The 19,033-nt window shown below is 76.1% G+C and carries 15 protein-coding genes; 9 read left to right on the top strand and 6 right to left on the bottom strand.

The window, feature by feature from the left end:
- Positions 1-128: 128 nt before the first annotated feature.
- Positions 129-806, bottom strand: coding sequence for a maleylpyruvate isomerase family mycothiol-dependent enzyme (locus EPD83_RS08570; RefSeq protein WP_128368513.1), 678 nt, complete (start codon positions 804-806; stop codon positions 129-131).
- Between the two features lie 58 nt (positions 807-864).
- Between EPD83_RS08570 and EPD83_RS08565 the strand changes: the two genes are divergently transcribed.
- Positions 865-1,353, top strand: coding sequence for a MarR family winged helix-turn-helix transcriptional regulator (locus EPD83_RS08565; protein WP_128368512.1), 489 nt, complete (start codon positions 865-867; stop codon positions 1,351-1,353).
- 146 nt (positions 1,354-1,499) lie between these two features.
- On the opposite strand, the gene ppc is transcribed toward EPD83_RS08565, so the two are convergent.
- The gene (gene ppc, locus EPD83_RS08560; protein ID WP_205859470.1) at positions 1,500-4,328 is read right to left on the bottom strand and encodes a phosphoenolpyruvate carboxylase; all 2,829 of its coding nucleotides are present in this window, start codon (positions 4,326-4,328) and stop codon (positions 1,500-1,502) included.
- Positions 4,329-4,542: 214 nt separating this feature from the next.
- Positions 4,543-5,484: a 1,4-dihydroxy-2-naphthoyl-CoA synthase gene (locus EPD83_RS08555; protein WP_128367474.1), complete on the bottom strand. Its 942-nt coding sequence runs from the start codon at positions 5,482-5,484 to the stop codon at positions 4,543-4,545.
- 105 nt (positions 5,485-5,589) lie between these two features.
- On the opposite strand from EPD83_RS08555, the gene EPD83_RS08550 reads away from it, so the two are divergent.
- Positions 5,590-6,591: an o-succinylbenzoate synthase gene (locus tag EPD83_RS08550; RefSeq protein ID WP_165566469.1), complete on the top strand. Its 1,002-nt coding sequence runs from the start codon at positions 5,590-5,592 to the stop codon at positions 6,589-6,591.
- A gap of 81 nt (positions 6,592-6,672) precedes the next feature.
- Here EPD83_RS08550 and EPD83_RS08545 read toward each other — a convergent pair whose 3' ends face one another.
- Positions 6,673-8,070: a mycothione reductase gene (locus EPD83_RS08545; RefSeq protein WP_165566468.1), complete on the bottom strand. Its 1,398-nt coding sequence runs from the start codon at positions 8,068-8,070 to the stop codon at positions 6,673-6,675.
- Positions 8,071-8,203: 133 nt separating this feature from the next.
- Between EPD83_RS08545 and EPD83_RS08540 the strand changes: the two genes are divergently transcribed.
- The 4 genes from EPD83_RS08540 (at position 8,204) to menD (ending at position 13,625) form a co-directional block, all read left to right on the top strand.
- Positions 8,204-8,476 carry a hypothetical protein gene (locus EPD83_RS08540; protein WP_128368321.1) on the top strand — a complete coding sequence of 91 codons (273 nt, stop codon included), beginning with the start codon at positions 8,204-8,206 and terminating at the stop codon, positions 8,474-8,476.
- On the top strand, positions 8,473-9,633 hold the full coding sequence (locus EPD83_RS08535; protein ID WP_165566467.1) for an alpha/beta hydrolase family protein: 1,161 nt from the start codon (positions 8,473-8,475) through the stop codon (positions 9,631-9,633). Before EPD83_RS08540 ends, EPD83_RS08535 begins: the two co-directional genes overlap by 4 nt.
- Positions 9,634-9,674: 41 nt before the next feature.
- On the top strand, positions 9,675-11,789 hold the full coding sequence (locus tag EPD83_RS08530; protein WP_165566466.1) for a PQQ-dependent sugar dehydrogenase: 2,115 nt from the start codon (positions 9,675-9,677) through the stop codon (positions 11,787-11,789).
- A 105-nt stretch (positions 11,790-11,894) separates the two neighbouring features.
- Positions 11,895-13,625 carry a 2-succinyl-5-enolpyruvyl-6-hydroxy-3-cyclohexene-1-carboxylic-acid synthase gene (gene menD, locus EPD83_RS08525; RefSeq protein WP_128367379.1) on the top strand — a complete coding sequence of 577 codons (1,731 nt, stop codon included), beginning with the start codon at positions 11,895-11,897 and terminating at the stop codon, positions 13,623-13,625.
- Positions 13,626-13,634: 9 nt separating this feature from the next.
- On the opposite strand, the gene EPD83_RS08520 is transcribed toward menD, so the two are convergent.
- Entirely contained in the window at positions 13,635-14,891 is a 1,257-nt protein-coding gene (locus EPD83_RS08520; RefSeq protein WP_164896551.1) for a GNAT family N-acetyltransferase, read from the bottom strand.
- A gap of 98 nt (positions 14,892-14,989) precedes the next feature.
- On the opposite strand from EPD83_RS08520, the gene EPD83_RS08515 reads away from it, so the two are divergent.
- Positions 14,990-16,225, top strand: coding sequence for a geranylgeranyl reductase family protein (locus tag EPD83_RS08515; RefSeq protein ID WP_165566465.1), 1,236 nt, complete (start codon positions 14,990-14,992; stop codon positions 16,223-16,225).
- A gap of 87 nt (positions 16,226-16,312) precedes the next feature.
- Here the strand turns inward: EPD83_RS08515 and EPD83_RS08510 are convergent, their stop codons facing one another.
- Entirely contained in the window at positions 16,313-17,623 is a 1,311-nt protein-coding gene (locus tag EPD83_RS08510) for an isochorismate synthase (RefSeq protein WP_165566464.1), read from the bottom strand.
- Positions 17,624-17,682: 59 nt separating this feature from the next.
- On the opposite strand from EPD83_RS08510, the gene EPD83_RS08505 reads away from it, so the two are divergent.
- Both EPD83_RS08505 and EPD83_RS08500 read left to right on the top strand, forming a co-directional pair.
- Positions 17,683-18,396 (top strand): demethylmenaquinone methyltransferase, encoded by a 714-nt coding sequence (locus tag EPD83_RS08505; protein ID WP_165566463.1) that lies wholly within the window; start codon positions 17,683-17,685, stop codon positions 18,394-18,396.
- Positions 18,397-18,635: 239 nt separating this feature from the next.
- Entirely contained in the window at positions 18,636-18,998 is a 363-nt protein-coding gene (locus tag EPD83_RS08500) for an NADH-quinone oxidoreductase subunit A (protein ID WP_128367584.1), read from the top strand.
- Positions 18,999-19,033: the final 35 nt, after the last annotated feature.

Raw genomic sequence — 19,033 nt, 5'->3', positions numbered from 1 at the left:
AGTCAGACGAGCGTTAGCGTGGGCCACGAGAACCTCCGGGCGGAGTAGGACTTAGACACCCACACCCCACCCGGAGGTTCTCCTCGTCGTCAACGCCTATCCGTCACCAACGTCCTGGCCGGGTACATCTAGGCGGGGGCGCCCTTCGGCTCGGCGACCACCGCGCGGGCCCGGTCGGCGCCGGGGCCCTCGAGGCGCGGGTAGGCGCCCCGTCGACCCGTGGACACCAGCAGCAGGTCGGTGACCGGGCCGCGGACCTCGTCGCCGGCACCGCGGGCCCAGTCGACGTCGGTGGCGACGAGACGCAGCCCGCGCAGCCGCCAGGTGGGCAGGAACGGGAAGCCCAGCGGCGGCCGGCCCCACGCCCAGTCGGCGGCGGTCGCGGCGGCCTCGGGATGCTCGGTGACCGGGAGTCCGAGCGGGTCGGCGAGGTCGTGGACGTGGACCAGCGCGTCGATGAGCGGGTCGCGCCACATGGTGCTGGGGGCCAGCCGGCGGACCCCGACGAGCCCGCGCAGGCTGCCGCTGACGGCGGCGTCGTCGAGGCCGCGGGACCACGCGAGGGTGCCCTCCCGGATGACGGCGTCGAACCGGAAGCCCTGCCGGGCCGCGGTCCGGAGGGCGAACCCGGTGCTCGCCAGGGCCGCCATCGACAGGTGCGCGGCGACGTCGCGCACCGTCCAGGCGTCGCACAGGGACGGCCGGCGCCGCTGCTCGGGGGTCAGGCCGTCGAAGAGGTCCGCGACCTCGACCCGGACCGCGTCGATGACGCGCCAGCTCTCATCCTGCGTGATCGGTGTCGGCACGGCGTCCTCCCGTTGGTCGTCAGGCTATCGAACCAATTAGTACGATACTCTGACGATCATGGCGCGGCAAGGGTGGCGGGCAGATGGCGACGGACCGGGTGTGGGGGTGCTCATGTTCGTCGCTCACCGGGCCATGGAGCAGCGGATCCTCGCCGCGGTCCACGCCGCCGGGTTCACCGACACGACGATCGCGCAGGGGCGGGTGGCCGCCCGGATCCGCGGCGACGGGGTCCGGCTCGGCGAGCTCGCGGAGTCGGCGCAGGTGACGAAACAGACGGCGTCCTTCCTCGTCGACCGCCTGGAGGAGAACGGCTACGTCGAGCGGGTCGTCGACCCCGACGACGCGCGGGCGCGGATCGTCCGGATGGCCGCGCGCGGGCGGGCCGTCCAGGAGGTCGCCGCCCGCGAGGAGGCCGCCATCTACCGGGAGTGGGCCGAGCACCTCGGCGCCGACGAGCTGGCCCGGCTCGTCGAGACCCTGCACCGGCTGCGCGAGGTCACCGACCCCTACCGCCACCTCGACCCGGACGTGCCCGCCGAGCGCTGACCTGCCGGCGCCGGCGGCCGGGGGACGGCGGCCGGGAACGGGCGGACGACACGCAGCGGCCGGTCGGCCTCCGGTGCGGCGGGTCGACGGTCGGCGGCCCCGTGCTGGTCGTCGGCCCGTTCCCGGGACCCAGCCCGGCAGCCGGGTCAGCCGGTGTTGCGCAGCCCGGCGGCGATGCCGTTGATGGTCAGCAGCAGCGCGCGCTGCAGGTCGCTGTCCTCTGGCAGGTCCCCGCCGGCGTCCCGTGCGCGAGCCAGGAGCGAGGTCTGCAGCGCGTGCAGCGGCTGGAGGTAGTCGTCGCGGATCTCCAGCGTGCGCTTGAGCAGCGGCGCGGACTCCAGCAGCTCCGACTGCCCGGTGACGGCCAGCACCTCCTCGACGGTGCGGGCGTGCTCCTCGCGGATGGCGTCGAACAGGTGCGACGCCTCGTCGGGCACGAGGTCGCGGACGTACCGGGCGGCGATGTCGAGGTCGGTCTTGGTCAGCGTCATCTGCACGTTGGACAGGAAGGTGCGGAAGAACGGCCACGAGCCGTACATCTCGGCCAGCGTGTCGCCGCGGCCGTCGGCGCGGGCGGCAGCGAGGCCGGACCCGACGCCGAACCACCCGGGCAGGATGATGCGGGACTGGGTCCAGCCGAACACCCACGGGATGGCGCGCAGGTCCGACAGGTCGCCGTCGCCGCCGGGACGCCTGGCCGGCCGCGAGCCGATGTTCATCTTCCCCAGCTCCTCGACCGGGGTGGCGGTGACGAAGAAGCGGAACAGCGACGGGTCGCGCACGAGGGCGCGGTAGGCGGTCTTGCCGTGCTCGGCGACGAGGTCCATCGTCGCGTTCCAGCCGTCGAGGACGTCCGGCGGCAGCAGCTGGCGGCGGTGCAGGACCGAGGCCTCGAGGACGGCGGCCAGCGCGGTCTCGAGGTTCCAGCGGCCCAGCCCGGGGAGGGTGTACTTGTCGGAGATGACCTCGCCCTGCTCGGTGATCTTGATCGGGCCGTCGAGGCTGCCGTTGGGCTGGGCCATGATCGCCTCGCCGGTCGGGCCACCGCCGCGGCCCACCGAGCCGCCGCGGCCGTGGAACAGCCGCAGGACGACCCCGTGCTCGCGGGCGATGTCGCGCAGCCCCCGTTGGGCCCGGTGGATCTGCCACTGCGAGGCCGCGATCCCGGCGTCCTTGGAGGAGTCGGAGTAGCCGAGCATGATCTCCTGCACGTCGCCCCGGGCCGCGACGACGCGGCGGTAGGCGGGGTCGGCGAGCATGGCCTCGAGCAGCGGGCCGGCCTGCTCGAGCTCGGCGACGGTCTCGAAGAGGGGCGCGAACCCGATCCGGGCGCTGGCCGGCACAGAGTCGCTCCCGGTGTCGACGAGCCCGGCCTCCCGGGCCAGGACGACGACGGCGAAGATGTCGTCGACGTCGTGGGTCATCGAGACGATGTAGGTCTCGACGACGTCCGGGCCGAAGCGGTCCAGCGCCTCGCGGACCGCGCCCATGAGCTCGAGCGAGGCGGCCGACGCCTCCGGCAGGTCGAGCCGGTTGGTCCCGAGCAGCGGCCGGCGGGAGGCGAGCTCGCGGGAGAGGACCGCGGTGCGCGCGGCGCGGTCGAGGTCGGCGTAGGGGGTGTCGAGCTCGCCGATGCGGTCGAAGAGGCCGGCCAGCGCCTCGTGGTGCTTCTCGCTGTGCTCGCGCACGTCGAGGGTGGCCAGCCCCATGCCGACGGCCGTCGCGGTGCGCAGCAGGCGCAGGATGCCCCCGTCGGCGGTGAGCCGGTCGCCCTCGGCGAGCATCGCGTCGCGGACCAGGGCGAGGTCGTCGACGAGCTCGGAGAGGCCGAGGTAGTCGCGGCCGGGCTCGTGCGGCGAGCCGTGCGCCAGCCGGTCCCGGGTGCGCTGCAGCCGGACCCGCACGTAGGTGAGCTTGAGCCGGTAGGGCTCCTCGGCGTTGAGGCGCTTGACCGCCTGGTAGGTGATGGGCAGCGCCTCGGCGTCGCGCTCCAGGCTCTCGCGCAGGGCGTCGGTGACGCCGACGACCCGGCTGGAGGGCGACATCTCGACGAGCAGGGCGTCGACGGCGTCGGCGAGCGCCCGCAGCCCGAAGTCGTGCTGCAGGCCGAGGACCTCGAGGGTCACCTGCGGCGTGACGAAGGGGTTGCCGTCGCGGTCGCCGCCGGCCCAGCTGCCGAACCGCAGCGGGCGCGCGCCGACCGGCAGGGTGACGCCGATCGACCCGAGGGTGCGGTCGAGCTCCTGCAGCAGGTCGGGGACGACGTCGTGGGTCAGCGAGCGCAGGTAGTAGATGGCCGTGCGGGCCTCGTCCTTGGGCTCGGGGCGCGAGACACGCAGCTCGTCGGTCTGCCAGAGCAGGTCGACGAGCTCGGCCAGGCGCCGCTCCAGCCGGGGGGTGTCGGCGCGCGGGCGCAGCGGGTCGGACAGGTCGGCGACGGTGTCGGCGGTCTTGCGCAGCAGCTCGAGCACCGACCGGCGGCTGGCCTCGGTCGGGTGAGCGGTGAAGACCGGGCGGTACTCGACGCGGGCCAGCACCTGCTCGACGAGGTCGCGGTCCAGGACACCCTCGTCGACGGCGTTGCCGATGCGGGTGGCGGTGGCGGCCAGCGGCCCCTCCTCGGCGCCGGCCAGCTCGCGCCAGCGGTGCAGCTGCTCGGTGATGTTCACGAGCTGGAAGTAGGCGGTGAAGGCGCGGGCCAGCCGGACGGCCGTCGCGTCGTCGACCCCGGTGAGGACCTCGTGCAGCTCGTCCTCGCGGTTCTCGCGGGAGAGCAGGCGCACCCGCTCGACGAGGTCGAGGAGCTCCTGGCCCTCGTGCCGGATGAGGGCCTCGCCGAGCAGCCGCCCGACGAGGCGGACCGAGGCCCGCAGCGCCGCGTGGTGGGCGTCGCTGGACACCCCGCCCGCGTACTGCGCGACGTCGGGGACGCGGCGGTCGGCCTGGATGAGCTGCTCGGTGCTCGGATCCGTCATGCCGCCCATCTTGCGCGAGTCACGTGACGGGCGTGTGTCCGCGTCCGACCGGCGAACCCGCAGAGGCGGTGCGGGTGGTGCGGGTGGGGCGGGCGGGGACGCCGACGGGCGCGACACCCCGGTTCGTCACCGAGACCCCGGTTTCGTCACGGGGGTCTCGGTGACATTTCGGGGTCACCCCGAAATGTCACCGAGGCCGGGAGGCGGTGAGGGGTCAGAAGTGCCAGGGGAAGGGGGACCAGTCGGGGTCGCGCTTCTCGAGGAACTGGTCGCGGCCCTCGAGCGCCTCGTCGGTCATGTAGGCGAGGCGGGTGGCCTCGCCGGCGAAGACCTGCTGGCCCATGAGCCCGTCGTCGACGAGGTTGAAGGCGAACTTGAGCATCCGCTGCGCCTGCGGCGACTTGCCGAGGATCTCGCGGGCCACGGTGACTGCCTCGGACTCCAGCGACGCGTGGTCGGCGACGAGGTTGACCGCGCCCATCTCGCGCATGTCGTCGGCGGAGTAGGTGCGCCCGAGGAAGAAGATCTCCCGGGCCCGCTTCTGCCCGACCATCCGGGCGAGGTAGGCCGACCCGTAGCCGCCGTCGAAGGAGCCGACGTCGGCGTCGGTCTGCTTGAACCGGGCGTGCTCGCGCGAGGCGATCGTCAGGTCGCAGACGACGTGCAGGCTGTGCCCGCCGCCGGCCGCCCAGCCGTTCACGACGGCGACGACGACCTTGGGCATGGTCCGGATCAGGCGCTGCACCTCGAGGATGTGCAGCCGCCCGCCCTCGGCCTTGACCCGCAGGGTGTCGACGGTGTCGGCGGTCTCGCCGGCGGCGTACTGGTAACCCGACCGGCCGCGGATCCGCTGGTCCCCGCCGGAGCAGAAGGCCCGCTTGCCGGCCGCCCCGGTGCCCTCGGGCCCGGGTCCGTTGCCCGTGAGGAGGACGACGCCGACGTCGGGGGTGCGGCGGGCGTGGTCGAGGATGCGGTACAGCTCGTCGACGGTGTGCGGCCGGAAGGCGTTGAGGACCTCGGGGCGGTCGAAGGCCACCCGCACGCACCCGAGCCCGGCGGCGCGGTGGTAGGTGACGTCGGTGAGGCCCTCGAAGCCCGGCACCGGCTCCCAGGCCGCGGGGTCGAAGGTCTCGCTCACGCCGTCGATCGCCGTCACGGGGGTCAGGCTAGCCGGGCCCGGGTGCCGGGCCGGTCGCCCCGGCGACCACCCGGGCACCCGACCCGGGACCGCCGGGGCGGCGCCGGGCCCTACGGTGGCCGGGTGCCCGTCCCGCCGCTCGCCGACCTCCTCGACGGCCTGCACGTCGTCGCGGTCCCGATGCGGATGCCCTTCCGCGGCCTGCAGGTGCGCGAGGCCGCGCTGTTCCGTGGGCCGGCCGGCTGGGGCGAGTTCGCGCCCTTCCTCGAGTACGAGGCGCCCGAGGCCGCACGCTGGCTCGCCGCCGCGGTCGAGTCGGCGTGGCAGGCCCCGCCGGCGCCGGTGCGCGACCGGGTACCCGTCAACGCCACCGTCCCGGCCGTCGCCGCGGCCGACGTGCCGGCCGTGCTCGCCCGCTACCCGGGCTGCACGACGGCCAAGGTCAAGGTGGCCGAGCCCGGGCAGACCCTTGCCGACGACCTCGCCCGGGTCGCCGCCGTCCGCGACGGGCTCGGGCCCGCCGGCCGGGTCCGGGTCGACGCCAACGGCGCGTGGGGTGTCGACGCCGCCGCCGACGCCCTCGCCCGCTTGGCCGTCCACGACCTCGAGTACGCCGAGCAGCCCTGCGCCGGCGTCGAGGAGCTGCGCGACCTCCGGCTCCTGCTGGCCCGGCGCGGCGTCGAGGTCCCGGTGGCCGCCGACGAGTCCATCCGCAAGGCCGAGGACCCGCTGCGCGTGCGCGACCTGGAGGCTGCCGACCTCGTCGTCGTCAAGGTCGCCCCGCTCGGCGGGGTGCGGCGCGCCCTGGAGGTCGTCGACGCCTGCGGCCTGCCCGCCGTCGTGTCCTCCGCCGTCGACACCAGCGTCGGCATCGCCGCCGGGGTGGCCCTGGCCGCCGCGCTGCCCTCGCTCGAGCACGCCTGCGGCCTCGGGACCGTCGCGCTGCTGGAGGGCGACGTCGCCGCCGACCCGCTGCTGCCGCGGGACGGCGCGCTGCCGGTCCGCCGGGTCGACGCCGACCCCGGTCTGCTGGAGCGCTGGGCCGCCGCGCCGGACCGCGTCGCCTGGTGGCGCGAACGGGTCGCCGCCGCCCACCGCCACCTCACCGGGGGAGACCGCCGATGACCCCGCCGCTCACCGTCCGCCGGACCCGGCTGTTCCTCGGCACCCCGCGCGCCGACGGCCACGACCGCGCGGCGCCCGGCGTCAGTGCTCGAGCGGCAGCCCGAGCAGCGCGTTCTCGACGACCTCGGCGAGCGCCGGGTGGATCCAGTACTGGCCGCGGGCGACCTCCGCGGCGGTCTGCCCGAGCGAGGCCGCCTGCACGAGCGGCTGGATGATGCTCGAGGCCTGGTGGCCGACCATGTGCGCCGCGAGGAGGTGCCCGTCGGGGGAGGCGTGGACGGTGAGGTGCCCGACCTCGTCCTCCAGCGCCCAGCCGTAGGCGACGTCGCCCACCTGCTGGGTGTAGGTGACGTACGGGGTGCCGTCGGCCTCGAGCTCGCGGGCCGTCGGGCCGAAGGAGGCGACCTGCGGGTTCCCGAAGACGGCGTGGGGCACGGGGAAGAGGTCGTTGTGTTGCGGCGGTCCGGGGACCCGGCCGAGGTCGACGGCCAGGTTGTGGGCGACGACCTTCGCGTCGTGGTTGGCGACGTGCTTCAGCTGCCACTCCGAGCTGACGTCGCCGAGGGCCCAGACCCGCTCGGCGCTCGTGCGCTGCTGGGAGTCGACGACGATCCGCCCGTCCGGGTGGGTGTCGATGCCGCCGTCGACGGCGTCGACGAGGTCGGCGTTGGGCCGGCGGCCGACGGCGAGCAGCACGGCGTCGGTCTCGAGCGTCGACGAGCCGTCCGGGCCGGCGATCTCGAGGAGCCAGCCGCCGTCGACGGGCGTCGCGCTCGTCACCGTCGAGCGGAGCCGGACGTCGTAGCGGCCGCTCGCGACGTCGGTGTAGGTCTGCGAGACGGCCTCCTCCTCGTTCATGAGCAGCCGCGACGAGCGCTGGACCTGGGTCACCTGCACCCCGAGCCCGGCGAACACGTGCGACATCTCGCAGGCCACGTAGCCGCCGCCGATCATCACCATCCGCTCGGGCAGGGTGTCCATGCGCATGACGGTGTCGGAGGTGTGGATGCCGCGCTCGGGGTCGGGGCCCTCGAGGTGCTCGACGGGCAGGCCGACGGCGCGGCTGCCGGCGGCGACGACGACCCGGTCGGCCGTGAGCTCCTCGCCGGTGTCGAGGGCCAGGCGGCGCTCGCCGACGAAGCGGGCCCGGGTGCGGTACAGGGTCACGTGGTCCTGGCCGCGCCGGTACTCCTCGCCGCCGCGGGAGATGGGGTCGATCCGGCCGAAGATGCGGTCGCGGATCGCCGGCCAGTCCACGCTCGGCGCGGGGAAGTCCACGCCGAGCCGGGAGGCGTCGTCGGCCTCGACCACCCGGTCGGCGGGCATGACGAACATCTTCGTCGGGATGCAGCCGACGTTGAGGCAGGTGCCGCCGAAGACGCCCTTCTCGACGATGGCGACGTCCAGCCGGGCGAGGTCGGGGGTGAGGAGCGAGTTGCCCGACCCGCTGCCGATGATGACGAGGTCGTGGTGCGGCATGGGGCTCAGCGTAGGTGCCGCCACCGTCATCCACAGGGGACGGGGTGGGCCGTCGTCGTCCACATCCTCGCCGGTCGGGGTGGTGTCCGGCCGGTCCGCGGGGTGGGGTGGAGGCGAGGAGAGGGGGCGGCCGGTGGGGCACGCGACGGGGGAGATCGAGGCGCTGGCGGTCCGGGTGCGGCTGGCGCGCGAGTCGGTGGAGGCACGGCGGGTGGCCCTGGCCCGGTACGCCCTGGTGTGGTGGGAGGGGGAGGCCGCGGACCGCTACCGGGAGCTCGTGGACGAGCGCCGCGCCGGGCTGGCCCGCCTGGCCGACGAGCTCGGGTGGCTGGAGGAGTCGGTCGTGGCCCTCGCGGCCGTGGCCCGCGCCGAGGGGGCCGCGGACCCCGTGCGGGAGGCGTCGTGAGCCGGGTCTCGGTGCGCTCCGAGGCGTTGGCGGCGGTCGCGGCGCGGCTCACCGAGGCCGCGGAGCTGCTGCGCGAGGACGCGGCGCTGCTCGCGGCCGCGGTGCAGCGGTGCCGCAGCCCGGACCTGATCCGCCGGCCCGGGCTGCTCGGGTCCTGGCTGCGGGTCGAGGCCGACGGGGTGCGGCTGACGGGCCCGACGGGCCTGTGGGGTGCGGCCCTCGGCCTCGAGGTGCTGGCGGCGCGGCTGTCGGTCACGGCACGGGCGTACGTCGAGGTCGAGCGGGCGGTGACGGCCGTCCTCGATGGGGTGCACCGGGGCGCGGTGACGGCGGCCCGGGCCGGGCTGCTCACGGACGGTCCCCGCGGGGTGGACGTCCGTCCCGTGCCGGTGGACCGGGCGGTGCCGTCCCCGGCCGGCCCGGCGGACCTCGTCGCCTTGGGCGAGGGGCTGGACGGCGGGCGGGTGCGCGTCGTCGAGCTCGACGACGGAGCCGGCGGGTCGGCCTGGGTCGTGGCCGTGCCCGGGACCCAGCAGTGGTCACCCCGTGCCGGCGACAACCCGTTCGACGCGACGAGCGACGTCCGGGCGGTCACCGGCGACGCCACGCTGGCCGCGGCCGGCGTCGTGGCCGCCCTCGACCGGGCCCGGGCCGCGTCGGGGCGGGCCCGCCCGGACGACCCGGTGCTGCTCGTCGGCCACAGCCAGGGCGGCATCCACGCGGCGGCGCTCGCTGCCGACCCCGGCTTCACCCGCACGCACCACGTGACCCACGTGCTGACGACCGGGGCTCCGGTCGGGGTGTTCGCCGTGCCGGAGACCGTCCGGGTCCTCTCGGTCGAGCACGCCGACGACCCCGTGCCCACCCTGGACCTCACGCCCAACCCCGCCACGCCGTCCTGGCTCACCGTCCGGGCCGGGGCGGGACCACCGGTGGACGTGCGCCGCCATGCCCTGTCCGGGTACGAGCGCACGGTGCGCGCCGCCGAGGACGCGCCGGCGGGCGCCGTCCCGGGGCTGGCGGCCTGGGAGGTCTCGGCGGCGGCCTTCCTCCACCGCCCGGTCCGCGGGGTCACGGAGGTGGCGGTGACCCGGTCGGCCGGCGGCGCGGCCCGGCTCGGCAGGGTCCGCCCGTCCGGGGTGCGGGCCCCGCCGTGAGCACCTACCGTTCTCTCACGCTCTCGGAGGGGATGACCACCATGACCTCACGCCGGTCCGTCCGCATCCGCCGGCCCGCGGCCCTCGCCGCCCTGCCGGTCCTCGTCCTGGCCCTCGCGGCGGCCACCGCGACCCCCGCTCCGGCGCTGCCGGTCGCGACCCCGGTCGCCCGGGCCGACGTGGCGCCGACCACGACGACGCGCACGGTCCTCGACCAGAGCGTGCCGATCCCGTGGGACGTCGGCTTCCTCCCCGACGGACGGATGGTGACGACCCTGCGCGAGGGCAGGCTCGTCTTCTCCAGCGACGGCGTGCCGGGGCCCGAGGAGGAGCGGGTCGTCACCATCCCCGACGTGCGGGCCTCCGGTGAGTCCGGCGCGCTCGGCGTCGCGGTCGACACCGACTACGAGCGCCACCCCTACGTCTACGTCTGCGCCTCCCGCGACCCCGACGGCCCGACGGGCGGCGCGCCGTGGGTCAACGAGGTGCTGCGCTACCAGGTCCTCCTCGGGCCGACGCTCTCGGTCGGCAGCCCCACGGTCATCCTCACCGGCATGGCGGCCGCGACCACCCACAACGGGTGCGCCCTGGAGATGGACGGCGACGGCCTGCTGTGGGTCGGCATGGGCGACGCGGCCGTCGCCTCCCGGGCCCAGGACCGGGGCAGCCTCAACGGCAAGGTGCTGCGCATCACCCGCACCGGCAGGGTTCCGGTCGGCAACCCGGTCATCGACGGTCGCCGGGACGCCGTGTGGTCGATGGGGCACCGCAACCCGCAGGGGATCGCCTTCCAGCCCGGTACCGGCCGCGTCTACGAGGTCGAGCACGGGCCGAGCGTCGACGACGAGGTGAACCTGCTGCGGCCCGGCGGGAACTACGGCTGGCCCTGCTACACCGGTGCCGGTCGGCCGAACAGCACGTCCGGGTGCGGGCCCGCCGGTGACTACCTGCCGCCGGTCTGGGCGTCCGGGGACCGCACGGTCGCGACGTCCGGGGCCTCCTTCGCCCGCGGCTCGCAGTGGCAGGACTGGCAGGGCGACCTCTTCGTCAGCGTCCTCAAGGACTCCGAGGTGCTGCGCTTCGACGTCGCGGCCGACGGCTCCCTCGGTGCACCCCAGATCCTCCTGAAGAACGCCTACGGCCGCCTCCGCGGCTCGGTCGCCGGACCGGGGGGCCGGCTGTACCTCACGACGTCCAACGGCAGCGACACCATCCTCCAGGTCTCGCCCGCCACGACGTCGTCGTCCCGCGTCGACGGGGCGAACCGGTACGTCGTCGCGGCGAACGTCAGCCGGATTACCTACCCGGGCGGCGCCGACGAGGTGATCGTCGCGACGGGCTCCCGGTTCCCCGACGCGCTGGCCGGCAGCGCCGCCGCGGCGAAGCGGGGGGCGCCGGTGCTGCTCACCGGGCGCAGCGGCCTGCCCGTCGTCACGCGCGAGGAGATCGCGCGGCTCGCGCCGGACCGGATCGTCGTCGTCGGGGGCGCCGAGGCCGTGGACGACGACGTCCTCGTCGAGCTGCGGCGTCTCGCGCCGACGGTCGAGCGGGTCGACGGCGCCGACCGGTACGCCGTCGCCGCGGGCGTCGCGGCCCGGCCCGGCTGGTTCCCCGCCGGCGCCTCGCCCGTCTTCCTGACCTCCGGCGAGGACTTCCCCGACGCCCTCTCGGCGACGCCGGCAGCGGCGCGCAGCGGGGCGCCGGTGCTCCTGACCCGCGCCGGCCGGCTGCCCGCGGCGACCGAGCGGGCGCTGCGTGACCTGCGGCCGACCCGCGTCTACGTCCTCGGCGGCGAGCAGGCCGTGCGCTCGGAGGTCCTCGCGCGCGTCGGCGAGATCCTGCCGGGCACCGGGGTCGAGCGGGTCGGCGGCGAGAACCGCTACCAGGTCGCGCGGAAGGTCGCCGAACGGTTCTGGTCGAGCTCGCGCGGTGCCTGGGTCGCCTCGGGGCGGACCTTCCCCGACGGGCTCACCGGTGGGGCCGCGGCGGGCCGGGGCGGGTTCCCCGTGCTGCTCACCCGGAGCGTCGCCGTCGCCCCCGACGCGGGCCAGGCCCTGCTCGAGCTCGCGCCCACGCGGGTCACGGTCGTCGGCGGGACGAGCGCGGTCAGCGGGTACGTCGGGCTGCGGTTCGGCGCGCTGGTCGGTGACGCCTGAGCCCGCCCCCGCCCCGTCCCGGTGACGGGACGCGCCCGAGGCCTCGCCGACGCCGTCGGACGTCGTGACCGGTCCGAGGCGCCCGGGCTGGAAGACTCGACACCCGTGAACCCCTCGACCGCGCTCGCGACCGTCCTCGTCGACGAGCTCGCGCGCGGGGGGGTGCGCGACGTCGTCCTCTCGCCCGGGTCGAGGTCGGCTCCGCTGGCGTACGCCGTGCTCGCGGCCGAGGCCGCCGGCCGGCTGCGGCTGCACGTGCGGGTCGACGAGCGCTCCGCCGGGTTCCTCGCCCTCGGGCTGGCCAAGGGGTCGGGGCTGCCGGTCGTCGTCGTCACGACGTCGGGGACGGCGGTCGCGAACCTGCACCCGGCCGTCCTCGAGGCGTCGCACGCCGGCGTGCCGCTCGTCGTCCTCTCCGCCGACCGCCCGCACGAGCTGCGGGGCACCGGCGCCAACCAGACGACGACCCAGCCGGGCATCTTCGGCCGGGCCACCCGCTTCGACGCCGACCTGCCCGCCCCCGACGTCGTCCCCGAGGCCGCGGGCGGCCGGGCGGCCTCGTGGCGGACGACGGTCGTCCGCGCGCTGAGCGCCGCGCAGGGCGCTCTCGGCGGCCCCGCGGGACCCGTCCACGTGAACGTCGGGTTCCGCGAGCCGCTCGTCCCCGACCTCGGTGACGACACCCTGCCGGACGCCCTCGCCGGCCGTCCGGACGGCTCGCCCTGGAGCCGCGCCACCGGGGCGGCGGAGGTGGTCTCCGAGGGGATCGCGGACGTCGAGCGCACCCTCGTCGTCGTCGGCGAGACCGGTCGCGAGGACGCCCTCCGCGCCGTCGCGTGGGCGGAGGGACGCGGGTACCCGGTCCTCGCCGAGCCCTCCGCCGGACCGGTCGCCCGTTCGCGCGCCCTGCCCCACGGGCCGCTGCTGCTCACCCCGACGGAGTGGGTCGACGCGCACGCGCCGGACCGGGTCGTCGTCGTCGGCCGGGTCACCCTGGCGCGCCCGGTCGCGGCGCTGCTGCGGCACCCGGGCCTGGCCGTCGAGGTCGTGACGACCCGCGCGGACTGGCCGGACCCGTCCCACGTCGCGGGCCAGGTCCACCCCTGGGCCGCCCTGGCGGCGGGGCCCGACGACGTGCGCGGCGAGCGGCCGCGGTCGGCGTGGGCGCGGGCCTGGGACGACGCGGGCCGCCGGGTCGCGGACGCCGTCGCGGCGGCCGGGCTGCCCTGGCCGAGCGGGCTCGCCGTCGCCTCCGTCGTCCACGACGCCCTGCCCGCCGACGGCGTCCTCGTCGTCGGCTCCTCGAACCCGGTGCGCGACCTCGACCTCGCGACGACGGGGCGTCCGCTCGAGCCGCACGGCCCGGTCCGGCTGTCCGCCAACCGCGGGCTGGCGGGGATCGACGGCCTCGTGTCGACGGCCGTGGGCGTCGCCCTCGGAACGGGCCGGCCGACCCACGGCCTGATAGGCGACCTGACCTTCCTCCACGACGCGAACGGCCTGCTCGTCGGCCCCGACGAGCCTCGGCCGGACCTCACCCTCGTCGTCGTCGACGACGACGGGGGTGGCATCTTCACGACCCTCGAGCCGGGCGCCCCCGAGCGGGCCGGGTCGTTCGAGCGGGTCTTCGGCACCCCGACCGGCACCGACCTCGCCGCCCTGTGCGCCGCGCACGGCGTGCCCTTCCGGGACGTGACCACCCGCGAGGACCTCGCCGCCGCCGTCGCGCAGCGCCCCGCCGGCCTGCGGGTCGTCCGGGTCCGGGTCGACCGCACCACCCACCGGCGGGCGCACGCCGACCTGCGGGCCGTGGCCGCCGCGGCCCTGCGCGACTGACCGGCCGGGTCAGAACTCCAGCGCCGCCGCCGGGGGAGAGGTGGTGACGAACGCGCGCGCGAGCCGCTCCACCGCGTCGGCCGTCCCCGTGACGACGCCCTGCCGCGCCATCTCTGCCAGCGACCGGCCGCCGAGGTACGCCCCGGCCAGGGCCTGGACCGGCAGCGCGACGTCGGCGGGATCCTCGGTGCGCTCGCACGACGCCGACCCGGCGGTCGCCCTGAGCCGCCAGCGGCCGGCGTTCCACGGGCAGCGCTCGTCGCTGACGTCGAGGACGACGTCGACGTCGGCGGCGTACCCGCGCAGCGACAGGGCGGCGGGCAGGTCGACGATCCGCAGCCACAGCGCGTCGTGGACCCGGGCCTTGACCGCCCGGGGACCGCCCAGCCACCACACGACCTCGTCCTCGACCGAGTCCGCCGGGAGCGAGACCCTCCCGATGAGGTCGAAGGCGACGAGCCGTCGCAGCAGGGCGAACCGGGCGGCCGGGTGGACCGTGACCAGCGCGTCGCAGGTCAGGGAGCCCTGGGGCAGCGAGTCGGCCCAGCGGTGCCTGCGGCGCACGAGCGCGTACCCGACGTCGACGCCGCCCCGGACCGCGAACAGAACCCGGCGCGGCTCGCTGTCCCGCTCCGCCGCGGGGTGGCGGCGCAGGATCCGCCCCACGTGCCGCTCGGTGAGCGTGACGTGGCCGACGTGGGCGGCCGCGGCGGCGTGCTGGACGGCCAGGACGCGCGCGGCGAGGTCATTGGCGTCGCTGCTCGCGAGCTCGGTACGGACGTCAGCGTCCTCCAGCCCCTCCGGCGCCGTGACCTCGGCGCCGCCGCCGACCTCGACGTGCACGCCGAACGAGGCCTGGGCGTAGCCGAAGCGCCCGTAGATCGAGGTCTCCGAGGCGTGCAGCGCCCCGAGGGGCACGCCCTGGGCGTGCACGTCGGCGAGGTGGTGCTCCAGCAGCGCGGTGAGCACGCCGCGGCGCCGCTCGTCGGGGTGGACCCCGACCCAGGTGAGCCCGGCGCTGCGGACCTGCCGCGGCCCGCCCGGGCCCGGCACGGTGAGGCGCTGGTCGAACCACGAGGAGATCCCGGCGAACGGCGGGTCCCCGGTGCGGCTGGCCGCGAAGCTGCGCCCGGGGTCGAGCCCGCCGCTGGGGTCCTCGTCGGTGGGGTCCGGCTCGTCGAACCAGACGATCTCGTCGACGGCCTCGAAGGCGGCCTTGCTCTCCGGCGTGACGCCGACGACCCGCCACGGACTGCGCTGCTCCATGCCGCCCATCGTCACGGACGCCCGCCCCCGCGTCGACCGGGTTCCGCGCTGTCGAACCCCGGCTCGGTCACGGGCGCCGCTGTTGCGAGAATCGACCCGTGCCCGACACCCCCGCCTCCACCGACGTCCTCGTCGTCGGCGCCGGCCCCGCCGGGTCCGCGGCCGCGGCCTGGCTCGCCCGCGCCGGGCGCGACGTCGTCCTCGCCGACGCCGCGACCTTCCCGCGCGACAAGACCTGCGGCGACGGCCTCACCCCGCGGGCCATCCACGAGCTGGACCGGCTCGGCCTCGGCGACTGGGTGCGCGGCCACGCCGTGAACCGAGGGCTGCGGGCGCACGGGTTCGGGCAGACGCTGCACCTGCCGTGGCCGGGCGGCACCCTGCCCGACCACGGCTCGGCCGTGCCGCGCACCGAGCTCGACGCCGGCATCCGGCAGGCGGCCCTGGACTCCGGCGCCACCGGCGTCGAGGACGCCAAGGCCGTCGACGCGACGGTCGAGGACGGGCGGGTGCGCTCGGTGACCTTCCGGCGGTCCGACGGCACGACGGACGAGATCGCCTGCGAGCGGCTCGTCGTCGCCGACGGCGTGCGCTCCGGGCTCGGCAAGGTCCTCGGCCGGCAGTGGCACCAGGACACGGTGTACGCGGTGGCCGGGCGCTGCTACGTCGACTCCGAGCGCTCCGACGACCCGTGGATCAGCAGCCATCTCGAGCTGCGCGGCGAGTCCGGCGAGGCGCTGCCGGGCTACGGCTGGATCTTCCCCCTCGGCGGCGGCCAGGTGAACGTCGGCGTCGGCACGCTCGCGACGACCAGGCGTCCCGCGGCGGTGGCGATCAAGCCGCTCATGCGCCACTACACCGAGGAGCGGCGGGCCGAGTTCCGCCTCTCCGGCGAGGGCCGGATGCCGACGAGCGCGCTGCTGCCGATGGGCGGCGCCGTCAGCGGGGTGGCCGGACGCAACTGGGCGCTCGTCGGCGACGCCGCGGCCTGCGTGAACCCGCTCAACGGCGAGGGCATCGACTACGGGCTCGAGACCGGCCGGCTCGTCGCCGACCACGTCGACGAGGACCTCTCGGCGGTGTGGCCGGCGCTGCTGCGCGAGCAGTACGGCGAGGCGTTCTCCGTCGCCCGGCGGCTGGCCGGGGTGTTCACCGTGCCGCGGATCCTCTCGGCCCTCGGGCCGGTGGGGATGCGCAGCGACTGGCTCATGACGCTGGCGCTGCGGTGGATGGGCAACCTCATCACCGACGAGGACCGCGACACCGCCGCCCGCGTGTGGCGCTGGGCGGGCACCCGGTCGGTCGCCGTCGACGCCCGGCCGCCCTTCACCTGACCCCGACCCCCCCACCTCTCCCGAACGTGTGTGAACACGCCGGGGATCCCCGGCGTGTTCACACACGTTCGGGAAGAAGCAACGAGGTCAGCGGGGCGCGGCGGTGAGGGCGTCGCGCATCGGGACGAGCTTGGCCGAGGACTCGGCGAGCTCGGCGTCCGGGTCGGACCCGGCGACGATGCCGCAGCCGGCGAAGATCCGCATCCGGCTCGGGTCGAGCGGGTCCACCGCGCCCGAGCGCAGCGCGATGCCCCACTCGCCGTCGCCCGCGGCGTCCACCCAGCCGACCGGGCCGGCGTAGCGCCCGCGGTCGAGCTGCTCGAGCTCGGCAATGACGGCGTCCGCGGCGGCGGTCGGGGTGCCGCACACCGCCGCCGACGGGTGCAGCGCGGCGGCCAGCGCCAGCGAGGACGTCGCGTCGTCGAGGACGCCGGTGACGTCGGTGGCGAGGTGCATGACGTTGGAGAGGTGCAGGACGAACGGCGCCTCGGGGACGTTCATCGACGAGCAGTGCGGCGCGAGCGCGTCGGCCACCGACCGCACGGCGTACTCGTGCTCCTCGAGGTCCTTGCTCGAGCGCGCCAGCGACGCCGCGAGGGCGAGGTCGTGGGCGTCGTCGCCGGTCGGCCGGATCGTCCCGGCGAGCACCCGGGAGGTGACCAGGCCCTTCTCGCGGCGCACGAGCAGCTCCGGGGTGGCCCCGACGAGGCCGTCGACGGCGAAGACCCACGTCGTGTCGTACCGCTCGGCGAGCCGCCGCAGCAGCCAGCGCACGTCGACCGGGGCGCCGGTGCTCACCTCGAGGTCACGGGCCAGGACGACCTTGTCCAGCTCGCCCGCGGTGATCCGCCGGACGGCCTCGGCGACGGCGCCCGCCCAGTCGCCGGGGGAGAGGGCGCCGTCGGCGAACGCGACGTCGCGCGGCGGGTCGGCCTCGGGCCGGGGCCGGACGTCGACGGGGCCGGGGAGGCCCGCGACGTCCGGGCCGACGGCGACGGTGGTGATCCACGCCCGCCCGCCGCGCCGGCCGACGACGACCTGCGGCACGACGAGCGTCGCCCCGGCGGGCGAGGCCTCGGAGTAGGCGAAGGAGCCGAAGGCCACCGGCCCGGTGCCCGGCAGCGCGACCTCGTCGCGGACGACGGCCGAGCCGGCCAGCGCCGACCACCACCGCTCCAGCTCGGCGAACCGGCCGGGTCCCGACGCCGACGCGGACGCGGCCCGGCCCCAGCCGACGACGCCCTCGCCGCGGCGCACCCACGAGGCGGACGAGGTCGGGTCGCCGGGCGGGAGGAGCGCGAGCAGGTCGGCGGCCAGTGCCGGGTCGAGCGGCACGGTGCGGGCGACGAGCGGGGCGGCCGCGGGGTGCGCGGAGCGGTCCGCGGGCAACGTGGTCATCGGGACCCCACGATACGGCGCACCGGCGGGCTCCCCGGCAGCGGTGCGAGGATGGCGGCATGTCCCGCGCCTCCCTCGAGAAGGACCCCCGCGACGTCGCCGCGATGTTCGACGACGTCGCGCGCCGCTACGACGTGACCAACGACGTGCTCTCCCTCGGCCAGGACCGGCTGTGGCGGCGGGCCGTCCTCGCCGCCTGCGCCGCCGAGCCCGGCGAGCGGGTCCTCGACATCGCCGCCGGAACGGGCACGAGCAGCGAGCCCTTCGCGGACTCCGGCGTCGACGTCGTCCCGGCCGACTTCAGCCTCGGGATGCTGCGCGAGGGCCGGCGCCGGCGCACCGACCTCGGGTTCACCGCCGCCGACGCGATGCGCCTGCCCTTCGCCGACGGCTCCTTCGACGTCGTGACGATGTCCTTCGGGCTGCGCAACGTCGCCGACCCCGCCGCCGCGCTGCGGGAGTTCCTCCGGGTCACCCGGCCCGGCGGACGCCTCGTCGTCTGCGAGTTCAGCAGCCCGACCCTCGCCCCGCTGCGCACCGTGTACTCCCGCTACCTCATGGGCTCGCTGCCGCGGGTCGCCCGGCGGGTCAGCAGCAACCCCGACTCCTACGTCTACCTCGCGGAGTCGATCCGGGCCTGGCCGGACCAGCGGGGGCTCGCCGAGCAGGTCGCCGACGCCGGCTGGACCGGGGTGCAGTGGCGCAACCTCTCCGGCGGGATCGTCGCGCTGCACCGGGCGCGCCGGCCGGGCGGAGGCACCGTCGAGGGTTAGGTGAGCCTCAGTGCGCGTCGCTGGGGGCCCGTCCTAGACTCGGGGCGTTCGTGAAGACGTTCACAAGCGAAGGCACCGGTGACCGGCACAGAGCGCGCGCAGCGCAGCGACCCCAGGGGCGTCCCGCCCCTGGATGCGGCGTCGGTCCCTCCCCCTAGGATGACCAGGGACCAGCACGTGGACCAGGCGCCCGGCGCCCACCCGACGCAGTCGAGCAGCGAAAGGGGAGTTCTCCCGCGATGAGCAACCCCTACGTCCCTCTCCTCATCCTCCTCGCGCTCGGCTTCGGCTTCGCGGTGCTGTCGGTGGGGACGAGCCTCGTCGTCGGGCCCAAGCGCTACAACCGGGCCAAGCTCGAGGCCTACGAGTGCGGGATCCAGCCCACGCCGCGCGCGGTGGGCGGCGGGCGCGTGCCGATCAAGTATTTCCTCACGGCGATGCTCTTCATCATCTTCGACATCGAGTCGGTGTTTCTCTACCCGTTCGCGGTCGCCTTCGACCAGCTCGGGCTCTTCGCCCTCGTCGAGATGGTCCTGTTCATCGTCACCGTGTTCGTCGCGTACGCCTACGTGTGGAAGCGGGGCGGTCTCGAGTGGGACTGAGCACGGACCACCTATTCCTGACGACCGCCGAGGAG

Origin of the sequence: Phycicoccus flavus, assembly GCF_004025965.2 — a bacterium.
Taxonomy (GTDB): domain Bacteria; phylum Actinomycetota; class Actinomycetes; order Actinomycetales; family Dermatophilaceae; genus Phycicoccus; species Phycicoccus flavus.
Note: the sequence above shows the minus strand (reverse complement) of the source record. Positions and strands in the feature narration are given on the sequence as shown.